This window comes from Campylobacter sp. RM15925, assembly GCF_012978775.1.
Lineage (GTDB): Bacteria > Campylobacterota > Campylobacteria > Campylobacterales > Campylobacteraceae > Campylobacter_A > Campylobacter_A canis.
The window spans coordinates 40,697-57,022 of record NZ_LIWP01000006.1; the positions used below are offsets into that span (position 1 = coordinate 40,697).

At 38.6% G+C, this 16,326-nt stretch carries 31 protein-coding genes; 1 reads left to right on the top strand and 30 read right to left on the bottom strand.

The window, feature by feature from the left end; all coding sequences use genetic code 11:
• Nucleotides 1–33: 33 nt before the first annotated feature.
• Nucleotides 34–954 carry an ABC transporter substrate-binding protein gene (locus tag CDOM15925_RS04970; RefSeq protein WP_169941707.1) on the bottom strand — a complete coding sequence of 307 codons (921 nt, stop codon included), beginning with the start codon at nt 952–954 and terminating at the stop codon, nt 34–36.
• Nucleotides 955–1,072: 118 nt separating this feature from the next.
• Here CDOM15925_RS04970 and CDOM15925_RS04975 point away from each other — a divergent pair, with 118 nt between their 5' ends.
• Nucleotides 1,073–1,528, top strand: coding sequence for a GNAT family N-acetyltransferase (locus CDOM15925_RS04975; RefSeq protein WP_169941709.1), 456 nt, complete (start codon nt 1,073–1,075; stop codon nt 1,526–1,528).
• Here the strand turns inward: CDOM15925_RS04975 and CDOM15925_RS04980 are convergent.
• From CDOM15925_RS04980 to CDOM15925_RS05120, 29 genes are all read right to left on the bottom strand, one after another.
• Nucleotides 1,514–2,206, bottom strand: a complete 693-nt coding sequence (locus CDOM15925_RS04980; RefSeq protein WP_169941711.1) for an ABC transporter ATP-binding protein — start codon at nt 2,204–2,206, stop codon at nt 1,514–1,516. The two genes, CDOM15925_RS04975 and CDOM15925_RS04980, sit on opposite strands and share 15 nt — an antisense overlap.
• Nucleotides 2,203–2,952, bottom strand: coding sequence for an ABC transporter permease (locus CDOM15925_RS04985; RefSeq protein WP_169941712.1), 750 nt, complete (start codon nt 2,950–2,952; stop codon nt 2,203–2,205). The genes CDOM15925_RS04980 and CDOM15925_RS04985 overlap by 4 nt, the downstream gene beginning before the upstream one ends.
• On the bottom strand, nt 2,949–3,560 hold the full coding sequence (locus CDOM15925_RS04990) for a hypothetical protein (RefSeq protein ID WP_169941714.1): 612 nt from the start codon (nt 3,558–3,560) through the stop codon (nt 2,949–2,951). Before CDOM15925_RS04990 ends, CDOM15925_RS04985 begins: the two co-directional genes overlap by 4 nt.
• Before the next feature lie 152 nt (nt 3,561–3,712).
• Nucleotides 3,713–4,069, bottom strand: coding sequence for a 50S ribosomal protein L17 (gene rplQ, locus CDOM15925_RS04995; protein WP_169941716.1), 357 nt, complete (start codon nt 4,067–4,069; stop codon nt 3,713–3,715).
• 10 nt (nt 4,070–4,079) lie between these two features.
• On the bottom strand, nt 4,080–5,096 hold the full coding sequence (locus CDOM15925_RS05000; protein WP_169941718.1) for a DNA-directed RNA polymerase subunit alpha: 1,017 nt from the start codon (nt 5,094–5,096) through the stop codon (nt 4,080–4,082).
• A gap of 14 nt (nt 5,097–5,110) precedes the next feature.
• Nucleotides 5,111–5,737 carry a 30S ribosomal protein S4 gene (rpsD, locus tag CDOM15925_RS05005; RefSeq protein WP_169941720.1) on the bottom strand — a complete coding sequence of 209 codons (627 nt, stop codon included), beginning with the start codon at nt 5,735–5,737 and terminating at the stop codon, nt 5,111–5,113.
• A gap of 22 nt (nt 5,738–5,759) precedes the next feature.
• Nucleotides 5,760–6,152: a 30S ribosomal protein S11 gene (gene rpsK, locus CDOM15925_RS05010; protein ID WP_169941722.1), complete on the bottom strand. Its 393-nt coding sequence runs from the start codon at nt 6,150–6,152 to the stop codon at nt 5,760–5,762.
• 9 nt (nt 6,153–6,161) lie between these two features.
• The gene (gene rpsM / locus CDOM15925_RS05015) at nt 6,162–6,530 is read right to left on the bottom strand and encodes a 30S ribosomal protein S13 (protein ID WP_169941724.1); all 369 of its coding nucleotides are present in this window, start codon (nt 6,528–6,530) and stop codon (nt 6,162–6,164) included.
• A 4-nt stretch (nt 6,531–6,534) separates the two neighbouring features.
• Nucleotides 6,535–6,648, bottom strand: coding sequence for a 50S ribosomal protein L36 (rpmJ, locus tag CDOM15925_RS05020; protein WP_169941726.1), 114 nt, complete (start codon nt 6,646–6,648; stop codon nt 6,535–6,537).
• 159 nt (nt 6,649–6,807) lie between these two features.
• Entirely contained in the window at nt 6,808–7,026 is a 219-nt protein-coding gene (gene infA, locus CDOM15925_RS05025; protein ID WP_002943098.1) for a translation initiation factor IF-1, read from the bottom strand.
• Between the two features lie 153 nt (nt 7,027–7,179).
• Nucleotides 7,180–7,938 carry a type I methionyl aminopeptidase gene (map, locus tag CDOM15925_RS05030; protein WP_169941728.1) on the bottom strand — a complete coding sequence of 253 codons (759 nt, stop codon included), beginning with the start codon at nt 7,936–7,938 and terminating at the stop codon, nt 7,180–7,182.
• Between the two features lies 1 nt (nt 7,939).
• Nucleotides 7,940–9,202: a preprotein translocase subunit SecY gene (gene secY, locus CDOM15925_RS05035; RefSeq protein ID WP_169941730.1), complete on the bottom strand. Its 1,263-nt coding sequence runs from the start codon at nt 9,200–9,202 to the stop codon at nt 7,940–7,942.
• Nucleotides 9,202–9,603 (bottom strand): 50S ribosomal protein L15, encoded by a 402-nt coding sequence (rplO, locus tag CDOM15925_RS05040; RefSeq protein ID WP_169941732.1) that lies wholly within the window; start codon nt 9,601–9,603, stop codon nt 9,202–9,204. The genes secY and rplO overlap by 1 nt, the downstream gene beginning before the upstream one ends.
• An 11-nt stretch (nt 9,604–9,614) precedes the next feature.
• Entirely contained in the window at nt 9,615–10,058 is a 444-nt protein-coding gene (rpsE, locus tag CDOM15925_RS05045) for a 30S ribosomal protein S5 (protein WP_169941734.1), read from the bottom strand.
• A 15-nt stretch (nt 10,059–10,073) separates the two neighbouring features.
• Nucleotides 10,074–10,430: a 50S ribosomal protein L18 gene (gene rplR / locus CDOM15925_RS05050; protein WP_169941736.1), complete on the bottom strand. Its 357-nt coding sequence runs from the start codon at nt 10,428–10,430 to the stop codon at nt 10,074–10,076.
• Between the two features lie 10 nt (nt 10,431–10,440).
• Nucleotides 10,441–10,977 carry a 50S ribosomal protein L6 gene (gene rplF, locus CDOM15925_RS05055; protein ID WP_169941738.1) on the bottom strand — a complete coding sequence of 179 codons (537 nt, stop codon included), beginning with the start codon at nt 10,975–10,977 and terminating at the stop codon, nt 10,441–10,443.
• A 299-nt stretch (nt 10,978–11,276) separates the two neighbouring features.
• On the bottom strand, nt 11,277–11,672 hold the full coding sequence (gene rpsH / locus CDOM15925_RS05060; RefSeq protein WP_169941740.1) for a 30S ribosomal protein S8: 396 nt from the start codon (nt 11,670–11,672) through the stop codon (nt 11,277–11,279).
• A gap of 9 nt (nt 11,673–11,681) precedes the next feature.
• Nucleotides 11,682–11,867 (bottom strand): type Z 30S ribosomal protein S14, encoded by a 186-nt coding sequence (locus CDOM15925_RS05065; RefSeq protein ID WP_169941742.1) that lies wholly within the window; start codon nt 11,865–11,867, stop codon nt 11,682–11,684.
• Between the two features lies 1 nt (nt 11,868).
• The gene (rplE, locus tag CDOM15925_RS05070; protein WP_169941744.1) at nt 11,869–12,414 is read right to left on the bottom strand and encodes a 50S ribosomal protein L5; all 546 of its coding nucleotides are present in this window, start codon (nt 12,412–12,414) and stop codon (nt 11,869–11,871) included.
• A 2-nt stretch (nt 12,415–12,416) separates the two neighbouring features.
• Nucleotides 12,417–12,653, bottom strand: coding sequence for a 50S ribosomal protein L24 (rplX, locus tag CDOM15925_RS05075; RefSeq protein ID WP_169941746.1), 237 nt, complete (start codon nt 12,651–12,653; stop codon nt 12,417–12,419).
• Nucleotides 12,653–13,021, bottom strand: a complete 369-nt coding sequence (rplN, locus tag CDOM15925_RS05080; protein WP_169941748.1) for a 50S ribosomal protein L14 — start codon at nt 13,019–13,021, stop codon at nt 12,653–12,655. The genes rplX and rplN overlap by 1 nt, the downstream gene beginning before the upstream one ends.
• Nucleotides 13,021–13,272 carry a 30S ribosomal protein S17 gene (gene rpsQ / locus CDOM15925_RS05085; RefSeq protein ID WP_169941750.1) on the bottom strand — a complete coding sequence of 84 codons (252 nt, stop codon included), beginning with the start codon at nt 13,270–13,272 and terminating at the stop codon, nt 13,021–13,023. The genes rplN and rpsQ overlap by 1 nt, the downstream gene beginning before the upstream one ends.
• 10 nt (nt 13,273–13,282) lie before the next feature.
• Entirely contained in the window at nt 13,283–13,468 is a 186-nt protein-coding gene (gene rpmC / locus CDOM15925_RS05090; RefSeq protein WP_169941752.1) for a 50S ribosomal protein L29, read from the bottom strand.
• Nucleotides 13,455–13,880 carry a 50S ribosomal protein L16 gene (rplP, locus tag CDOM15925_RS05095; protein WP_169941754.1) on the bottom strand — a complete coding sequence of 142 codons (426 nt, stop codon included), beginning with the start codon at nt 13,878–13,880 and terminating at the stop codon, nt 13,455–13,457. Before rplP ends, rpmC begins: the two co-directional genes overlap by 14 nt.
• A gap of 2 nt (nt 13,881–13,882) precedes the next feature.
• Nucleotides 13,883–14,584, bottom strand: a complete 702-nt coding sequence (gene rpsC, locus CDOM15925_RS05100) for a 30S ribosomal protein S3 (RefSeq protein WP_169941756.1) — start codon at nt 14,582–14,584, stop codon at nt 13,883–13,885.
• A gap of 1 nt (nt 14,585) precedes the next feature.
• Complete coding sequence (gene rplV, locus CDOM15925_RS05105; RefSeq protein WP_169941758.1) at nt 14,586–14,918, bottom strand: 50S ribosomal protein L22; 333 nt, start codon at nt 14,916–14,918, stop codon at nt 14,586–14,588.
• A 10-nt stretch (nt 14,919–14,928) separates the two neighbouring features.
• On the bottom strand, nt 14,929–15,210 hold the full coding sequence (gene rpsS / locus CDOM15925_RS05110; protein WP_169941760.1) for a 30S ribosomal protein S19: 282 nt from the start codon (nt 15,208–15,210) through the stop codon (nt 14,929–14,931).
• A 2-nt stretch (nt 15,211–15,212) separates the two neighbouring features.
• Nucleotides 15,213–16,043: a 50S ribosomal protein L2 gene (gene rplB, locus CDOM15925_RS05115; RefSeq protein WP_169941762.1), complete on the bottom strand. Its 831-nt coding sequence runs from the start codon at nt 16,041–16,043 to the stop codon at nt 15,213–15,215.
• Between the two features lies 1 nt (nt 16,044).
• A complete protein-coding gene (locus CDOM15925_RS05120; RefSeq protein ID WP_169941764.1) occupies nt 16,045–16,326 on the bottom strand; it encodes a 50S ribosomal protein L23 in 282 nt (93 codons plus the stop codon).

Here is a 16,326-nt window from a genome sequence, read left to right on the forward strand (position 1 = left end):
TTAAGGTTTAAGGGCGAATCCGCCCTTAAAATTTTAGTTTAGCAGAAGTGATTTTATGTCTATTTTTTGCTCTATCATCTTACTTTCAAGCATAAATTCCTGAGTAGCCTCAAGCGCTTTTATATCTTCAGCCGTGATCTTTGAGCTAAAATCATACTGAGGATACATGCTTTTAACGGCCTCTATGCTAAGTCCTGTCTCCTCGGCGGTAAATTTAAGCGCCTCTTCTTCGTTTGCTTTTATAAATTCTAAAATTTCATCTTGAGTCTTTTTAAATTTTTCAACTAAATCTTTGTGCTTCTTATAAAACTCTCCGCTTGTCGCAGTTACTATCACGGGGCTTATCACGCCTTTGCCCGTAGTTACGATGTGAAGTCCCGATTTTTGTGCGTTATAGGCGGCAGGTCCCGCTAAAAGCGCCATATCAACGCTTCCGTTTTCAAGTGCGGCTTGCGCAGGCGGGATACCCATGGATATAAACTCAACGTCGTTTATGCCAAGTCCTCCAAGCGCAAGGTATCTAACTAAAAGCTCGTTTAATATCGTGCCTTTTGGCCCTGCGATCTTTTTGCCTTTTAGATCTTTTGGCGATTTTATGCTTTTATCTTTTGCAAATATCACAAAAGCTTCAGGCGCTCTTGAATACGCGCTTATGATCTTGATGTCAGCCTTGTTTGCGGCTGCTAGGATAACCGAAGTGCCGCCCACGCAGTTAAGAAACTGAAGCGAATTTGACGCAAGCGCTTGAGTCTGCTTGGCTCCTGAGGTTATCTCAAAGTATTCAACCGGCACGCCAAATGATTTGGCGTAAAAGCCTTTGAATTTATCGACGATTGAAGGGACGTTTAGCGGTGATTTGACGTAAGTTATGCCGATTTTGTCTAAGCCTTCTTTAGCGTTTGCAATAGAGCAAAGCAAAGAAAACGCACATAAAATTTTAAAAATTTTTCTCATCTTTTCTCCTTTTTGATATTTTAAAATAAAATTATATAAAAACTTAACTTTATCTTGGTTTTAATTATCAATTACTATAATGCTTTTTGCAAATTTCAAATCATTCAAAGGAGTAAAGATGAAAGATTTAGTTATTTTGGAAAATTCCGGAAATTTCAATCCCGCAGATATCGATGAGATAATGCTAAGTATCGGTTGGGCGAGTAAAGAGCACACCAGAAAAGATATGCAATGGGCGCATTATGATATGTTTAGGACGTATGACTATGTCGCTATGGCTAAGCTTGGGGATAAGACGATCGGCACACTTGAAGCGTTTTGCGACAGGGATAATTTTGCAACTTCATATCTTTACTCGATCATGGTGCACAAAGACTATCAACGCAAAGGCGTTGGAACTGCACTCATGGAGGCTTTCAACAAGAAATTTAAGAATACTACGACTTGGGTCGTAACGCCGATTAGCAAAGGTAAAGATGCGATCGCTTTTTTAGAGAAATTCGGCTTTAAGGATAACTCGGCAAATTTTGCCGTTTGCACTAGAATGCGAGATAGATCGCTAAATGTGAGCTAAAATTTCGCGCTTTAGCCTTATGAGATCGCCCTCAAGCAGATCTCTGGGCTTAGCTAAATTTGATAAATCATAACTTGCTTTGATAGCGCCGTTTTCAAGTAGGATTATCTCGTCGGCCAAAAACAGCGCTTCATCGATGTTGTGCGTTACAAAAAGGATGGTTTTATCCGCTTGAATCTTTAAAATTTCAGCCTGCATATTAGCTCTCGTAAAGGCATCAAGCGCTGCAAAAGGCTCATCCATGAGGATCAAATTCGCCTCATACGCAAGCACTCTTGCAAGCGCCACGCGAGAAGCCATGCCGCCTGAAAGCTGAGAAGGAGCAGCGAATTTAAACTCGCTAAGCCCTATCGTGTCGATTAGTTTATCGATTTTAGCCTCGTTTATCTCATGTTTTTTAAGCGAAAAAACGATATTTTCATATACGTTTAAAAAAGGCATGAGCCTAGCCTCTTGAAAAACAAATCCGATTTTAGCGCCTTGCTTGATATCAATCTCGCCTGCGGTTGGATTTTCAAGCTCTGAGATAAGACGCAAAAGAGTGGTTTTACCACATCCGCTTCTACCAAGAACTACGGTAATCTTGTCTTTTTTTATAGTCAAATTTAAATTTTTTAAAATTTCAAAGCTCTTATCTTGAATGACAAAGCTCTTGGATAAATTTGATATTTGTATCATCTGTCAGCCTTTAAGGGCTCAAATTTAGATATGAGCTTTAAAAATATACGGTCAATCAGCACCCCGCAAACTCCAATCGTAAAGATACCCACAAATATCCTATCTGCGCGCGAAAGCTCCTCTGCATCAAGGATAAGGTAGCCAAGCCCGCTTGACGCCGCGATCATCTCAGCTCCTATGATAGCCCTCATCGCATATCCAAAGCCGATACGCATACCGACAAAGATATCTTTAAGCGCGCTTTTTAAGATGATTTTGTAAAAAATTTCAAATTTGCTAAAACCGAAAATTTTACCTACTTCAATGAGCTTGATATCGCAACTCGTTAGTCCCTTGGAGATACTTAAAAACATCGGAAAAAACGAGGCAAGAACGATGATGATAACTTTTGGAGTCTCGTTTATGCCAAACCAAAGTACTAAAATCGCAATCAAGCTAAGAGGCGGGATATTTCTAAAAAACTCCAAAATCCACTCGTAATAAGAGGTGATTTTAGGCTTGAGCGATGCAAGTCCGCCAAGAAGTAAAGCAAGCGCAAAAGCAAAGGTATAACCTATAAAAATGCGCTTAAAGCTAATGAAAGTGTGAGTCGCAAGCTCGCCGCTTAAAACCATGTTAAACATTGTTTTAAAGGTTGCAGCAGGACTTGGCAGGATATAGGCGGTAAAAATTTCAAGCTCGCAAACCATATACCAAGCTGCAAATATAATAAAAATCAAAATGCTCTTTTTGAAAATTTGCCTCATAGGCCGTCTCCGTTGTGGCAGCCGTTTTCGCAGTGTAAAAGCTCGACGATCTGATATCTCTTAAGCTCGTGAAATCTATAAGTAAAAGCATTTTCTATCTCATCTTTGCTTTTTAAGCTTATGGCTTTAACGCCTAAATTTTCAAAAAATCCAACCGGAATAGGACTTAAATTTATCCTAACAGCAGGCAAATTTATCTCATTTAGCTCTCTAAATTCTTTCCATGTCAAAAATGTGGTTCGAGCCAAATTTAACCCTCTACCAAGCTCGGCTAAATCCTCGCAAGGAGTGGTTATAAAAAGATGTTCATCATCTTTTAAATTTGCGCTAAGCTCAAGTGCAGTCTCTATCAAGATGGGATTTAAGGTTGAAATTTGAGCTGATTTATCTTTAAAATTCGAACTTATAAAATTTACGGCTCTTGGGCATCTAGAGTCTAATATGAACTGTTTGGATTTTAATTGTGCTTTATATGAATTTTTAACATTTAGGATATGATTTATCTTGCACTCTACAATCTCAAATCCTTTGTCAGCAAGTAGCTTTTGCAAATTTTTTACTTGATACATACTTTTTACGACGGGATTTAGCCAAACTAATTTTTTCATAAGCTCTTTCGTTAAATTTATGAATAAACTTGATAATTAAACTTAAAATTGTATCCTTTGAAAATTTAAAATGAAGTAAAAATCGGATTTAAAAATATACTTTATGCAGATTATGTGGATTAAATTTTAGAGAGCCGAAGCTCTCTAAAAAATTATTCGCTTACTAGCTCTATATAAGCCATTTCCGCAGCATCGCCGCGTCTTAAGCGAGTTTTGATTATTCTTGTATAGCCGCCGTTGCGCCCTACGAATTTAGGAGCAATCTCAGTAACCAGCTTATTTGTAGTCTCTTTATCTTGAAGACTTGCAAAAACGGCTCTATGAGCGTTACTATCGCCTTTTCTGGCTCTTGTGATAAGCTTTTCTATATAGCTTCTCAGCTCTTTTGCTTTTGGCAGAGTAGTCTCAATTTTTTCGCTTTTTATAATTGCGATTGCTAAATTTTTAAGCAATGCCGAGCGATGAGATGATGTTCTGCCTAATTTTCTATAACCATGTCTATGTCTCATTTATTTTCCTTTACTCGTTTGCACTCATTTGTGATTTCAGCTCAGCAATCTTCTTTTTGAGCTGGTCTTTGCCGTCTTTTAGAACGTCGCCACCTACGGGATAACCGATCTCTTCCATAACGGCTTTTATCTCTTCGAGAGATTTTTTACCTAAATTTTTAAGCTCTTTTAACTCATTCTCATCCATTAAGGCAAGCTCGCCAATAAATCTAACTTCAGCTCTATCAAGACAATTAAAGCTTCTAGCGCTTAAATTTAGCTCTTCAACGCTTTGAAGTAGTTTTGCATGCTCTCCACTTATTGTACCGCTTCCGATCTGTGATGCAATGTCAATATCCAAAATTCCTTTAAATACAGACATCTGCTGATACATAGCATCAACAGCATTCTTAAATGCCTCAATCGCACCGACTTGACCGTCAGTTGTGACAGTAAAAACTATCTTTTCATAGTCTGGATTATCTTCAACCAAAACATTTTCAATATCATATACCGCTTTTTTAACCGGAGTAAAGAAAGCATCAAGAGCTATATAATCCTCTTCCATCGCATCGCGAATTTCTTCACTTGGAACATATCCTATGCCTTTTTGGATAATAACTGAAAATTTAAACTCAGCATCTTCATTTATAGTAGCAAGATATGCTTCAGGATTAACAACTTCTACTATAGAACTATTTAAGTCCTTTCCGTTTATCTCTTTCGGTCCTTTAAATGAGTATTCTACAACTTCACGCTCAGAATCGGTTTTAAGCTTAAATCTTAAATTTTTCAAATTTATAATAAACTGCGCGACGTCTTCAAGCATTCCTCTCATGGAGTCAAACTCATGAGAAACACCTTCGATCTTAACACCCGTAGGAGCAAATCCAACAGTGCTGCTATAAAGCAGACGGCGCAACGGATGAGCTAATGTTACGGCGTATCCTGCTTCAAAAGGATAGGTCGTTATTTTAGCAACATTCTCGCTTATACTTTGAACCTCAATCTCTGTAGGCATATAAGCTGATGTAGTAATCTTTCTCATTATTACACCTCTTATTATTTAGAATAAAGCTCTACTATAAATCTTTCCTCTACAGGAATGACAACCTCTTCTCTTTCCGGTGTTCTTGTAAAAATTCCAAATTTTTTATCTTTTTCAACATCAACCCAAGAAACAATTCCAGTTTGAGCGGTAAGATCAATCGCTCGAACGATTTGAGGATTGTTTTTTGACTTCTCTACTATTTCGATCTTAGATCCCGCATCAACTCTATATGACGGGATATCTACTTTTTTGCCATTTACCAATATATGTCCGTGAGTAACAAGCTGACGAGCAAATCTTCTAGTTGTTGCAAAGCCCATTCTATAAACTACGTTATCAAGTCTTTGCTCTAAAAGTTGAACCAAAAGTGCGCCCGTATTACCTTCTCTTCTAGCCGCTTCTTGAAACAATCTTCTAAACTGCTTTTCAGAAATTCCATACATAAATTTAGCTTTTTGTTTTTCGCGAAGCTGCAAGCCGTATTCGCTGATCTTAGCTCTTCTTTGTCCGTGCTGTCCCGGTGCATAAGGGCGTTTATCAAGCGCTGATTTACCGGCCAATCTTCTCTCGCCTTTAAGAGCCAAACTTACACCCAAACGTCTTTCTAATTTTTCAACAGGTCCTCTATATCTTGCCATAATAATTCTCCTAAATTTCTAATTACACGCGGCGGCGTTTTGGTGGTCTGCAACCATTGTGAGCAAGCGGAGTTATATCTTTAAGGAATACAACTTTAATGCCTTCGATTGCACCTACGCTTTTCACGGCTGTTTCTCTACCGCTTCCAGGACCTTGAACTTTTATGCCCACCTCTTTAATTCCATGCTCTTTAGCTTTATTCATAGCATCTTCTACCGCTTGCTGAGCTGCATATGGAGTTGATTTTTTACTACCTTTAAAGCCAAGCGCGCCTGCACTGCTCCAAGCTATAGCATTACCCATTTCATCGGTAACCGTAACCATAGTGTTGTTAAAAGTCGCACTGATATAAACAACGCCTTTGGCAATACTTTTTCTTACTACTTTCTTTTTAGTTATCTTTCTTTTTGCCATCATCTATCCTTATTTTGTTGCAGAGCCAACAGTTTTACGCTTACCTTTTCTGGTTCTAGCGTTTGTTTTAGTCTTTTGACCGCGCACCGGAAGACCCTTTCTATGGCGAAGACCTCTATAGCTTCCAAGATCCATAAGAGCTTTTATATCCATAGCAACGCTCTTTCTAAGATCACCTTCAACCACATGCTTCTCTTGGATCTCTTTACGAATAGCAGCAGCCTCATCTTCAGTTAGCTCATGAACTCTCTTATCATAAGAAATTCCCGTAGCCGTAAGAATCTCTCTTGATTTATGAAGGCCGATACCATAAATGTAAGTTAGACCATACTCAATTCTCTTTTTTTTCGGTAAATCTACACCTGCAATACGAGCCATTCTTTTATCCTTGTCTTTGTTTATGTTTTGGATTTTCACAAATTACGTGAACTATGCCTTTACGTTTGACAACTTTACATTTGTCACACATCTTCTTTACAGAAGGACGAACTTTCATCTTAGTCTCCTAAAAATTTATTCCACTTTTTTAGGGCTGCATCAGGTTTAAAGAAATTGTTAAACCAACTATTTTCAAAACAAGTGGTAGGCTTTGAAAACAATTCTTCATACAGCATTTGTTGCAAAGGGCTGATTTTAGCCAAATTTAGCTTTTATTTTACTTATGGCGATAAATTATCCTGCCCTTGTCAAGACTATACGGTGTGAGTTCTACCTTTACCCTGTCTCCGGGCATTATCTTGATATAATGCATTCTCATCTTGCCTGCGATATGGCACAAAATGACATGCTTATTATCAAGTTCAACTTTAAAAGTTGCATTAGGCAGAGCCTCTATAACGTTACCGTCAATCTCTATGACGTCGTCTTTTGCCACTATTTTCCTCCTTTCATAAATTTTATTTTTATTCGGTTGCAAGATTGCAACGTGAATAACTTTAAATTTTAACTCACCACAAATTAAAATTTTGCAATTCACAAATCAAATTTGTAAACTGCAAAAACTTAGGCGATAAATTTGATATAAATTTTACACTTTGCTTAAAATTTCAGCTCTTCCGTTTATAATGGCCACGCAGTGTTCATAATGGCTAGTTCTTAAACCATCCTTGCTAGTTACTTTCCACTTATCATCACCGACTACAGGAGTGCCTTCTTTTTGACAAATCATTGGCTCTATGCAAAAAACCATTCCGTTTTTAATTTTTGGACCGGCTTTTGGATTGTTTCCCTCTAAGTAGTTTGGCACTTCAGGCTCTTCATGTGGGCGCTTGCCTATGCCGTGTCCGCAAAATCCTCTTAGTGGTACAAACCCTGTTGCAAGGATAAATTTCTCAAGCTCATAACTAAGCTCTTTAAAATGCATTCCCTCCCTTATGATATCAATGGCAAAATAAAGTGCATCTTTAGAGCAAGCTATTAAAGCTTCATCTTCTTTTGAAATTTGACCCACTCCGAATGTACGAGCGGAATCACCGAAAAAACCGTTTAAATTCGTACCTATATCAACTCCGACTATATCGCCTTCTTGCAGGATTGTTTTATCAGGAATTCCGTGGATTACAACTTCATTTAGACTTATACAAGCCGCATTAGGAAAGCCGTAAAGTCCTTTGAAAGCAGGCTTTGCACCGGCTTTTATTATCATATCCTCACAAATTTTATCAATCTCAAGAAGCGAAATTCCTGGCTTTATGATACTTTCAACATAATCAAGAGTGCGAGCGACAATTTGATTTGCCGCTCTAAGCTTTTCAATTTCAGCCGGTTTTTTAAGCGAAATCGCCATTTTATAAACCTACCGCACTTAAAGTTTGGTATTTGTTCATATAAATTTGAGCCTCGATCCTTCTCATAGTATCAAGAGCAACCGAAACGACGATCAAAACAGATGTTCCGCCAAAATAAAACGGCACGCCCATAAATTTAACCAAAACCCAAGGTAGGGTTGAGATAAGGCCAAGATATATAGAACCGCTAAAAGTTAGTCTTGAAGCAATCTCATTTAGATATCCTGCAGTGCCCTCGCCCGGTCTAATTCCAGGTATAAATCCGCCTTGTCTTTTTAAATTCTCGCTGATATCTTTTGCATTAAATACGATTGACGCGTAAAAGTATGCAAAAAACACGACAAGCAAGAAGGTTAAGAAGTTAAACATATAGCTGTTCGGGTTTAAGAAGTCGTTAATCGCTTGGATGTATTTATTTGTACTTGCCTGAAAGATGGTGCTTGGAAACATCAATATAGCGCTAGCAAAGATAGGCGGGATAACACCGCTTAAATTTACTTTAATAGGTATATAGTTCATTATGCGCTTATTTTGATTTTCCATAACAACTTTTCTTGAGTAAGAGACAGGAATTCTCCTCTCGCCCATTTCGACAAATATAACAACGCCTACGGTTATGAGTATAACAAGCAAAATTCCAATAACTACCAAGAAATTCATCTCGCCCGTATTTACTAAATTTATAGTTCCGCCGATCGCTGCAGGGATTCCGCTAACGATACCTGCAAAGATGATAAGACTGATTCCGTTACCTATACCTCTTTGAGTTATTTGCTCGCCTATCCACATCAAAAGCATCGTTCCAGCCAGCATTGAAGCTGCCGAAATAGCTATAAACAAACTCATATCTATCATGATAGCTTGCTCGCCGCCTCTTCCGCTTAGACCTTGCAAGCCTATACTAACACCGATTGCCTGAACGATAGTAATGACTATAGTTGCATAACGGATAATCTGCATATATTTTTGCATACCGTCGCGATCTTTTTTCATTTTTCCCAGTGCTGGGAATGTGGCTGCGAGTAGCTCCATAATAATAGAAGATGTAATGTAAGGCATAATGCCAAGCGAGATGATACTTAATCTTTCTGCAGCATTACCGCTGAACATATTAAATAATCCTAGTGCATTAGAACTGTTTGAATCAAAAAATTCTTTAATGACGTCGACATTAACACCAGGAACCGGCACGTATGCCAGTATCCTGTAAGCAAATAAAAATGCCAACGTGATGAGTATCTTGTTGGTCAATGTCTTATTCATTATGCACGTCCGCTAACGGTTACGTTCTCGTCTTTGATTTTTGCAACAAGCCCTTTAGCTCCTGTTCCGATCAATTTAATTTTCAAAACGCTGCTTGAAATTTTATGAACGGTTGCTATGCTAGCCACAGTAATCTCGCTTAGCTCTTTTACGGCTGTTATCTTATCTACGTTGATTACATAAGGCTTTACTACTCTGGATGTAAATCCAACTTTTGGAAGACGTCTTTGAAGCGGTTGTTGCCCACCCTCAAAACCTCTTTTTTCGTTATAGCCTTTTCTAGCTCTTTGACCTTTATGTCCTTTGCCTGCAGTTTTACCTTGACCGCTACCTTGTCCGCGTCCTAATCTCTTAGTTTCGCGAGTTGAGCCGGCAGCCGGAGTTAATTTTTCAAGTCCCATATTCCCTCTCCTTAGCTTTTAAGCATACTTAATGCTTTGATTGTAGCGCGAACAACGTTTGCAGAGTTGTTTGAGCCAAGTGATTTTGTCAAGATATCCTTGATACCTGCAAGCTCTAGAATAGGGCGAGTTGAACCGCCTGCGATAACACCTGTACCTTCGCTTGCCGGACGAAGTAAAATTCTACTTGCGTTGTATTTTACCTCTATATCGTGAGGAATTGTCGAGCCTTTAAGCTTAACATTGATAATGTTTTTAAACGCATCATCAACGGCTTTTCTAATCGCATCAGGAACTTCTTTAGCTTTACCGAAGCCAAAACCGACTAGTCCGTTTCTATTTCCGACTACTATAAGAGCCGTAAATCTAAATCTACGACCGCCTTTAACAACCTTTGTAACCCGACCGATATCGACGATTACTTCTTCAAATTCTTCTCTATTATATTTTTCCATCGATTTTCCTTTGGGTTATAGCTTAATGCCATTTTCTCTTAAAGCGTCCGCAAAAGCCGCTACAACGCCGTGATACAAATAGCCGTTTCTATCAAATAAAGCCTCTTCTACGCCTTTTGCTTTAAGAGCTTTTGCAAATTCTTTTGCCAAAACTACGGCGCCTTCTTTATTGGCTTTAATGCCTAGCTTTCTTCCGTCAACCGCTGCAATAGTAGTTGCCGTAACATCTTCAATAGCCTGAACATAAAGCGTTCTATTTGATTTAAAAATAGAAACTCTAGGTTTTGATGCAGTGCCGGAAATTTTAGCTCTAATTCTTCTCTTTCTCTTTATTCTAAGAGCGAGTTTTCTTTTTAATACATTTGCTGTCATTACCTATCCCTTACTTCTTAGATGTTTTACCGGCTTTGCGGATAATGCGCTCTTCAGCATATTTTATACCTTTGCCTTTGTATGGCTCAGGCGGGCGATATCCTCTAACTTGAGCTGCTATTTGTCCTACAACTTGCTTATCATCGCCTTTTATAGTGATGACGTTTTTCTCTACGCTTATCTCGACACCTTTTGGTACTTCATGATTTATCGGGTGAGAAAATCCTAAACTTAGCTCAAGTACATTACCTTTTGCGGCTGCTTTATAACCAACACCGTTTATTTCAAGCTTGCGAACAAATCCGTCCGTAAGACCTGTAACGATATTATTAGCTAGCGCTCTGTATGTGCCCCAGTATGCTCTACTTTGTCTATCTTCGCCTTTAGGAGAAAATACTATTGAGTCGTTTTCTACCTTAACATCAACATGACCTTTTGTGTCAAGTTCTTTTGTATTATTGCCTTTTTTAAATTTAAGCAAATTTCCTTCTACGCTGACATCTAATCCGCTTGGAATAGCTATCGGCTGCTTACCTATACGTGACATTTTTTTCCTTTTTACTTGTCTAGGGTATGTCTACTTTATACGAATGGATACCACAATACCATAAAAAGCAGAAACTAAATTCCACCTCGTCCAAATTTTAAATTCGGACTATTAAAAGAATCGAAACTCTTTTAAACCTATTTGAATTCTTTGCTATCTCAAATTTGAGATTTATATCGTAAATTTAGCAAATTTAAAGCTAAATTTTGGAGTTTTGCAAAGTAGGCAATAAACTTAGCCTATTATATAAACTCCATTACAAAGTGTTATAAACGATGTTTTGACATCGTTTATATTCATTACCACACAGTACAAAGAATTTCGCCGCCAACACCCGCTTTATGAGCGTCTTCGTTGCTCAAAACGCCTTTGCTGGTGCTAACGATAATTGTTCCATAACCGTTTTTAAATCTTTTAATCTCGTCTTTGCCTTTATAGACGCGGCGACCAGGCTTTGAAACTCTTTTAAGTTCGTTTATAACGCTATTTCCACGCTCATCATACTTTAAAACAACGTTTATAAATTTCTTTTTATCCTCTTCAACTACATTGTAGCTTTCTATGTAGCCTTTTGCGGCCAAGATCGCCAAAGTAGCTTCAACAACGTTTGAGTGAAGTAGCTTCGTAGTCTCAAGCTTTCTCATAGAGGCGTTTCTGATGCGTGTTAGTCCATCTGATATTAAATCATTCAACATTTTTCTTCCTTACCAGCTTGCTTTTTTAAGACCAGGGATTAGTCCTTCGTTAGCCATTTTTCTTAGGCATACTCGGCAAATTCCAAAATCTTTATAAACAGAGTGCGGGCGTCCGCAAATTTGGCATCTTGTATAACCGCGAACCTTAAATTTAGGAGTGCGAGCTGCCTTTGCTATCATTGATTTTTTTGCCATATTACTTTCCTTTTGCAAACGGCAAACCAAAAAGCTCAAGCAATTTGAATGCCTCTTTGTCGCTATCTGTTGTCGTAACAATTACGATATTCATACCGTGAGTGCGCATAATCTTATCATACTCAACCTCAGGAAACATTAGCTGCTCATCAAGACCAAAGTTAAAATTTCCTCTTCCGTCAAAACCATCTCTCGGTAAGCCTCTAAAGTCCTTAACTCTCGGAAGAGCAACGCTTATAAGCTTATCTAAAAACGCATACATCTGCTCTTTTCTAAGAGTTACTTTGATACCCACAGGAAAGCCTTCGCGAACTTTAAAGCCTGCAACTGATTTTTTAGCATCGGTTACAACAGCTTTTTGTCCTGCTATAAGCGAGATGGTATCTGCCATATTTTGAAGAAGCTTTTGATCTTTTGCACCTTCGCCGGCACCTACGCTAATTACAATTTTTTCAATTGCAGGTATAAGCATAGGGTTTTTGATATCAAATTCTTTTGCTAAAGCCGGTTTAACAACTTCATTATATTTAACTTTTAATCTACTCATAATTAAGCCTCAACCTTCGCCACATTTGAAATATCAATTGGCATCTCTTTATTTATAAAGCCACCGTTTGGAGTCTTTTCACTTGGCTTGATAGCCTTTTTGGCTACTTTGCAACCCTCAACGATAACTTGTCCTTTTTTTGCTAATACAGATAAAACTTTTCCTGTTTTACCTTTATCATCACCGGCAATAATCTTTACGGTATCGCCTTTTTTAATCTTAAATTTAATATTAGCCATTATAAAACCTCCGGAGCAAGCGAAACAATTTTCATGAAGTTTGCATATCTGACTTCACGACCGACCGGTCCGAAGATACGAGTTCCGATAGGCTCTCTTTTGTTATCAAGTATTACAGCTGCATTTTCGTCAAATCTAATAAGCGAGCCGTTTTCTCTTTGAACCTCTTTTTTAGTTCTTACGACTACGGCTTTTACGACTTGACCTTTTTTAATTTTGCCGTTTGGAAGCGCCTTTTTAACAGAGCACACGATAACATCGCCAAGCGTTGCATATCTTCTTTTGCTACCGCCTAATACTTTTATACACATTAACTCTTTTGCACCGCTATTATCAGCTACTGCAAGTCTTGTAAAAGATTGTATCATTACTCAACTCCCTTTGCCAATACAGCTTTTAAGCGAAAGCTTTTGCGTGCAGAAAGCGGTCTACACTCAACTGCTATAACGGTATCTCCGGCTTTTGTCTCATTTTTTTCATCATGAATCATATATTTCTTAAAACGTTTTACAAATTTATGATATCTTGGGTGCATAACACGTCTTTCTACCAAAATAGTAGCCGTTTTGTCACCGGCCTTTTGCAAAACTACACCTTGAATTTCTCTTTTAAATGCCATTTCTCACCCCTTACTTTGAAGCGCTAATTGCAGTATTGATTTGTGCAATCTCTTTTTTAACTGCACGAATCTCGTTAGGGTTGCTTAGCTGCATAGTTTTTAGCTTTTGTCTTAATGTAAATAAAAGCACCTTTTTCTCTTTCAATAACGCGTTTAATTCTGCAACGCTTTTTTCTTTTAACTCAGTATATTTCATTTTCACTCTCTCGCGTTACAATTTTAGTTTTAAACGGCAACTTATGCATAGCAAGCGTAAGTGCCTCACGTGCTAACTCTTCATTAACTCCAGCCATCTCATAAATGATTCTGCCAGGTTTAATGTTCATAACCCACTCTTCAACACCTGCTTTACCTTTACCCATACGAGTTTGTAGAGGTTTTTTAGTTAGTGGCTTATCAGGGAAAACCCTAATCCAAGTTTTCGCTTGTCTTTTAACATGACGAGTCAAAGCAACACGAGCCGCTTCGATTTGGCGAGAATTTATTCTTCCGGCCTCAATAGCCTTTATACCGAATTCTCCCATCGCAAGATCTGTTCCGCGAGTAGCTTTACCGCGGTTACGACCTTTCATCTGTTTACGAAATTTCGTTCTTTTTGGCATCAACATGATTATTTACCTCTTCTTGCTCTGCGTGGTTTTTTTGGAGCTTCGTTCTCTTCGGTTTTTTCAGTTTGAACACCTTTTTGAAGAACTTCGCCTTTAAATATCCACACTTTTATACCTATGTTTCCATAAGTTGTATGCGCCTCTGCAAAACCGTAATCAATCTTTGCTCTTAGCGTATGAAGCGGCACGCGACCCTCTAGATACCATTCGGTTCTTGCCATCTCGGCACCACCCAAACGACCTGCAACTGAAATTTTAATACCCTTAGCGCCTGATTTTTGAGCGCCTTGGATTACCTTTTTCATAGCGCGTCTAAATGCGACACGTTTTTCAAGCTGCATTGCAACGTTTTCGGCGGCAAGTTGAGCAGAAGCTTGAGCTTTTCTCTCTTCTTTAATATTTACGTTAACCTCTTTGTTGATCAGCTTTTGGATATCCTCTTTAAGCTTTTCTACATCAGAGCCTTTTTTGCCTATTATTATGCCCGGGCGAGCAGCTACAACGGTTACTCTGATCTTCTTAGCCGTTCTTTCGATAAGAATTTGAGAAACCCCAGCATAATATAGTTTTTTCTTTAAAAACGCACGAATTTTATAGTCTTCACCGATATTTTCTACCAAATTTCCTTTAGCAGGAAACCATCTTGACTCCCAGTTACGGTTAATTCCTAGTCTTAAACCGATCGGATTTACTTTTTGTCCCATATTATGCTTCCTTCTTTTCAGGTTTAGATACTTCTACCAAAATGTGGGCAGTTGGCTTGCGAATTCTGCTTGCACTTCCTCTTGCTCTTGGTCTAAATCTCTTAAGTACGGGACCTGCGTCAACTCTACAAGAGCTAACGATAACTTCCTCAGGTTCAAAACCACCGTTTGCAACGGCAGAACTGATCGCGTTTGCTATAAATTTAGCTCCCTTGTTTGGCATAAAGCTTAGGCTTGCAAGTGCTAGTTCGGCATTCATACCCTGAACCTCTCTTGCTATAAGTCTTGCTTTAGTAGGAGATAGTCTAATAAATTTAATAATAGCTTTACTCATTTATCTCCCCTTATTTGCCAATTTTTTTCTGAACAGAGCCTTTATGACCCTTAAACGTTCTAGTTGGAGCAAATTCGCCAAGTTTATATCCGATGTGGTTTTCAGTTACATACACAGGGATAAAGCTTTTACCGTTATGGACATTAAATGTAAGTCCAATCATTTCAGGTACAATCGTACTGCGTCTTGACCATGTTTTGATCGGCTTGTTGTCGTTTGCTTTCTTAGCAGCAACAACTTTTTTCATTACATGTCCGTCTACGAAAGGACCTTTTTTGAGTGATCTAGCCATCTCTATTTTCCTTTCCTTCTTGAGATAATTAGCTTGTCGCTAGCTTTTTTGCGGCGAGTCTTAGCACCTTTTGTCGGTTTACCCCATGGAGTTACCGGATGACGACCTGAATTTTTCTTGCCTTCACCACCACCGTGCGGGTGATCAACAGGGTTCATCGCAGAACCGCGAGTTTGAGGGCGAATTCCTCTATGACGATTTCTACCTGCTTTACCGATAGTTACGTTAGCCCAATCTTCGTTACCGATAACGCCGACGCTTGCCATACACTCTGCTAAAATTTGTCTCATCTCACCACTTGGAAGTCTTAAGATGACATATTTTTCCTCTTTACCCATTAGCTGAGCATATCCGCCGGCAGATCTTGCTATCTGTCCGCCTTTACCAGGCTTAAGCTCGATATTATGAACGATCGTTCCCACAGGGATATTTCTTAGTTTCATAGCGTTGCCGGGTTTTATATCAAGACCGCTCTCGGCAGCTGCAACTACGTCACCTACATTTAGACCGTTTGGTCTGATGATATAGCGTTTCTCACCGTCTTTATAAGCGATAAGCGCTATACGGCAGTTTCTGTTTGGATCATATTCGATCGCTTCAACTTTGCCTTCGATGCCAAATTTGCGTCTTTTAAAGTCTATGATTCTATATAGTTTTTTAGCGCCGGCTTGTTTATGTCTTGATGTGATACGACCGTTATTGTTTCTACCGCCTGTTGCAGGTAGTTTTACAAGTAGGCTTCTAACACTTGGTTTAGCCGTGATATCTTCACTGCTAAGACCCGTCATAAATCTACGGCTCGGTGTATATGGTTTATATGTTTTAATCGCCATCTTACGCCTCCATGCTTTCTAGAGTTGAACCTTCAGGCAACTTAACGTAGAATTTTTTAACTTCACTGCGTTGTCCTGTTTGTCCTTTAAAACGCTTAACTTTGCCTTCCATTCTAAGTGAATTTACGCGAAGCGGCATCACTCCGAAATACTCTTTTAAAATTTCTTTTAGCCTATTTTTAGTCATTTTTGGTGAAGTTTGGATAACTACTACACCATCTTCTTGAAGGCCAAGAGTTTTTTCTGTATATAAAATTGTTTTGATATCAGTTATATCTGCCAT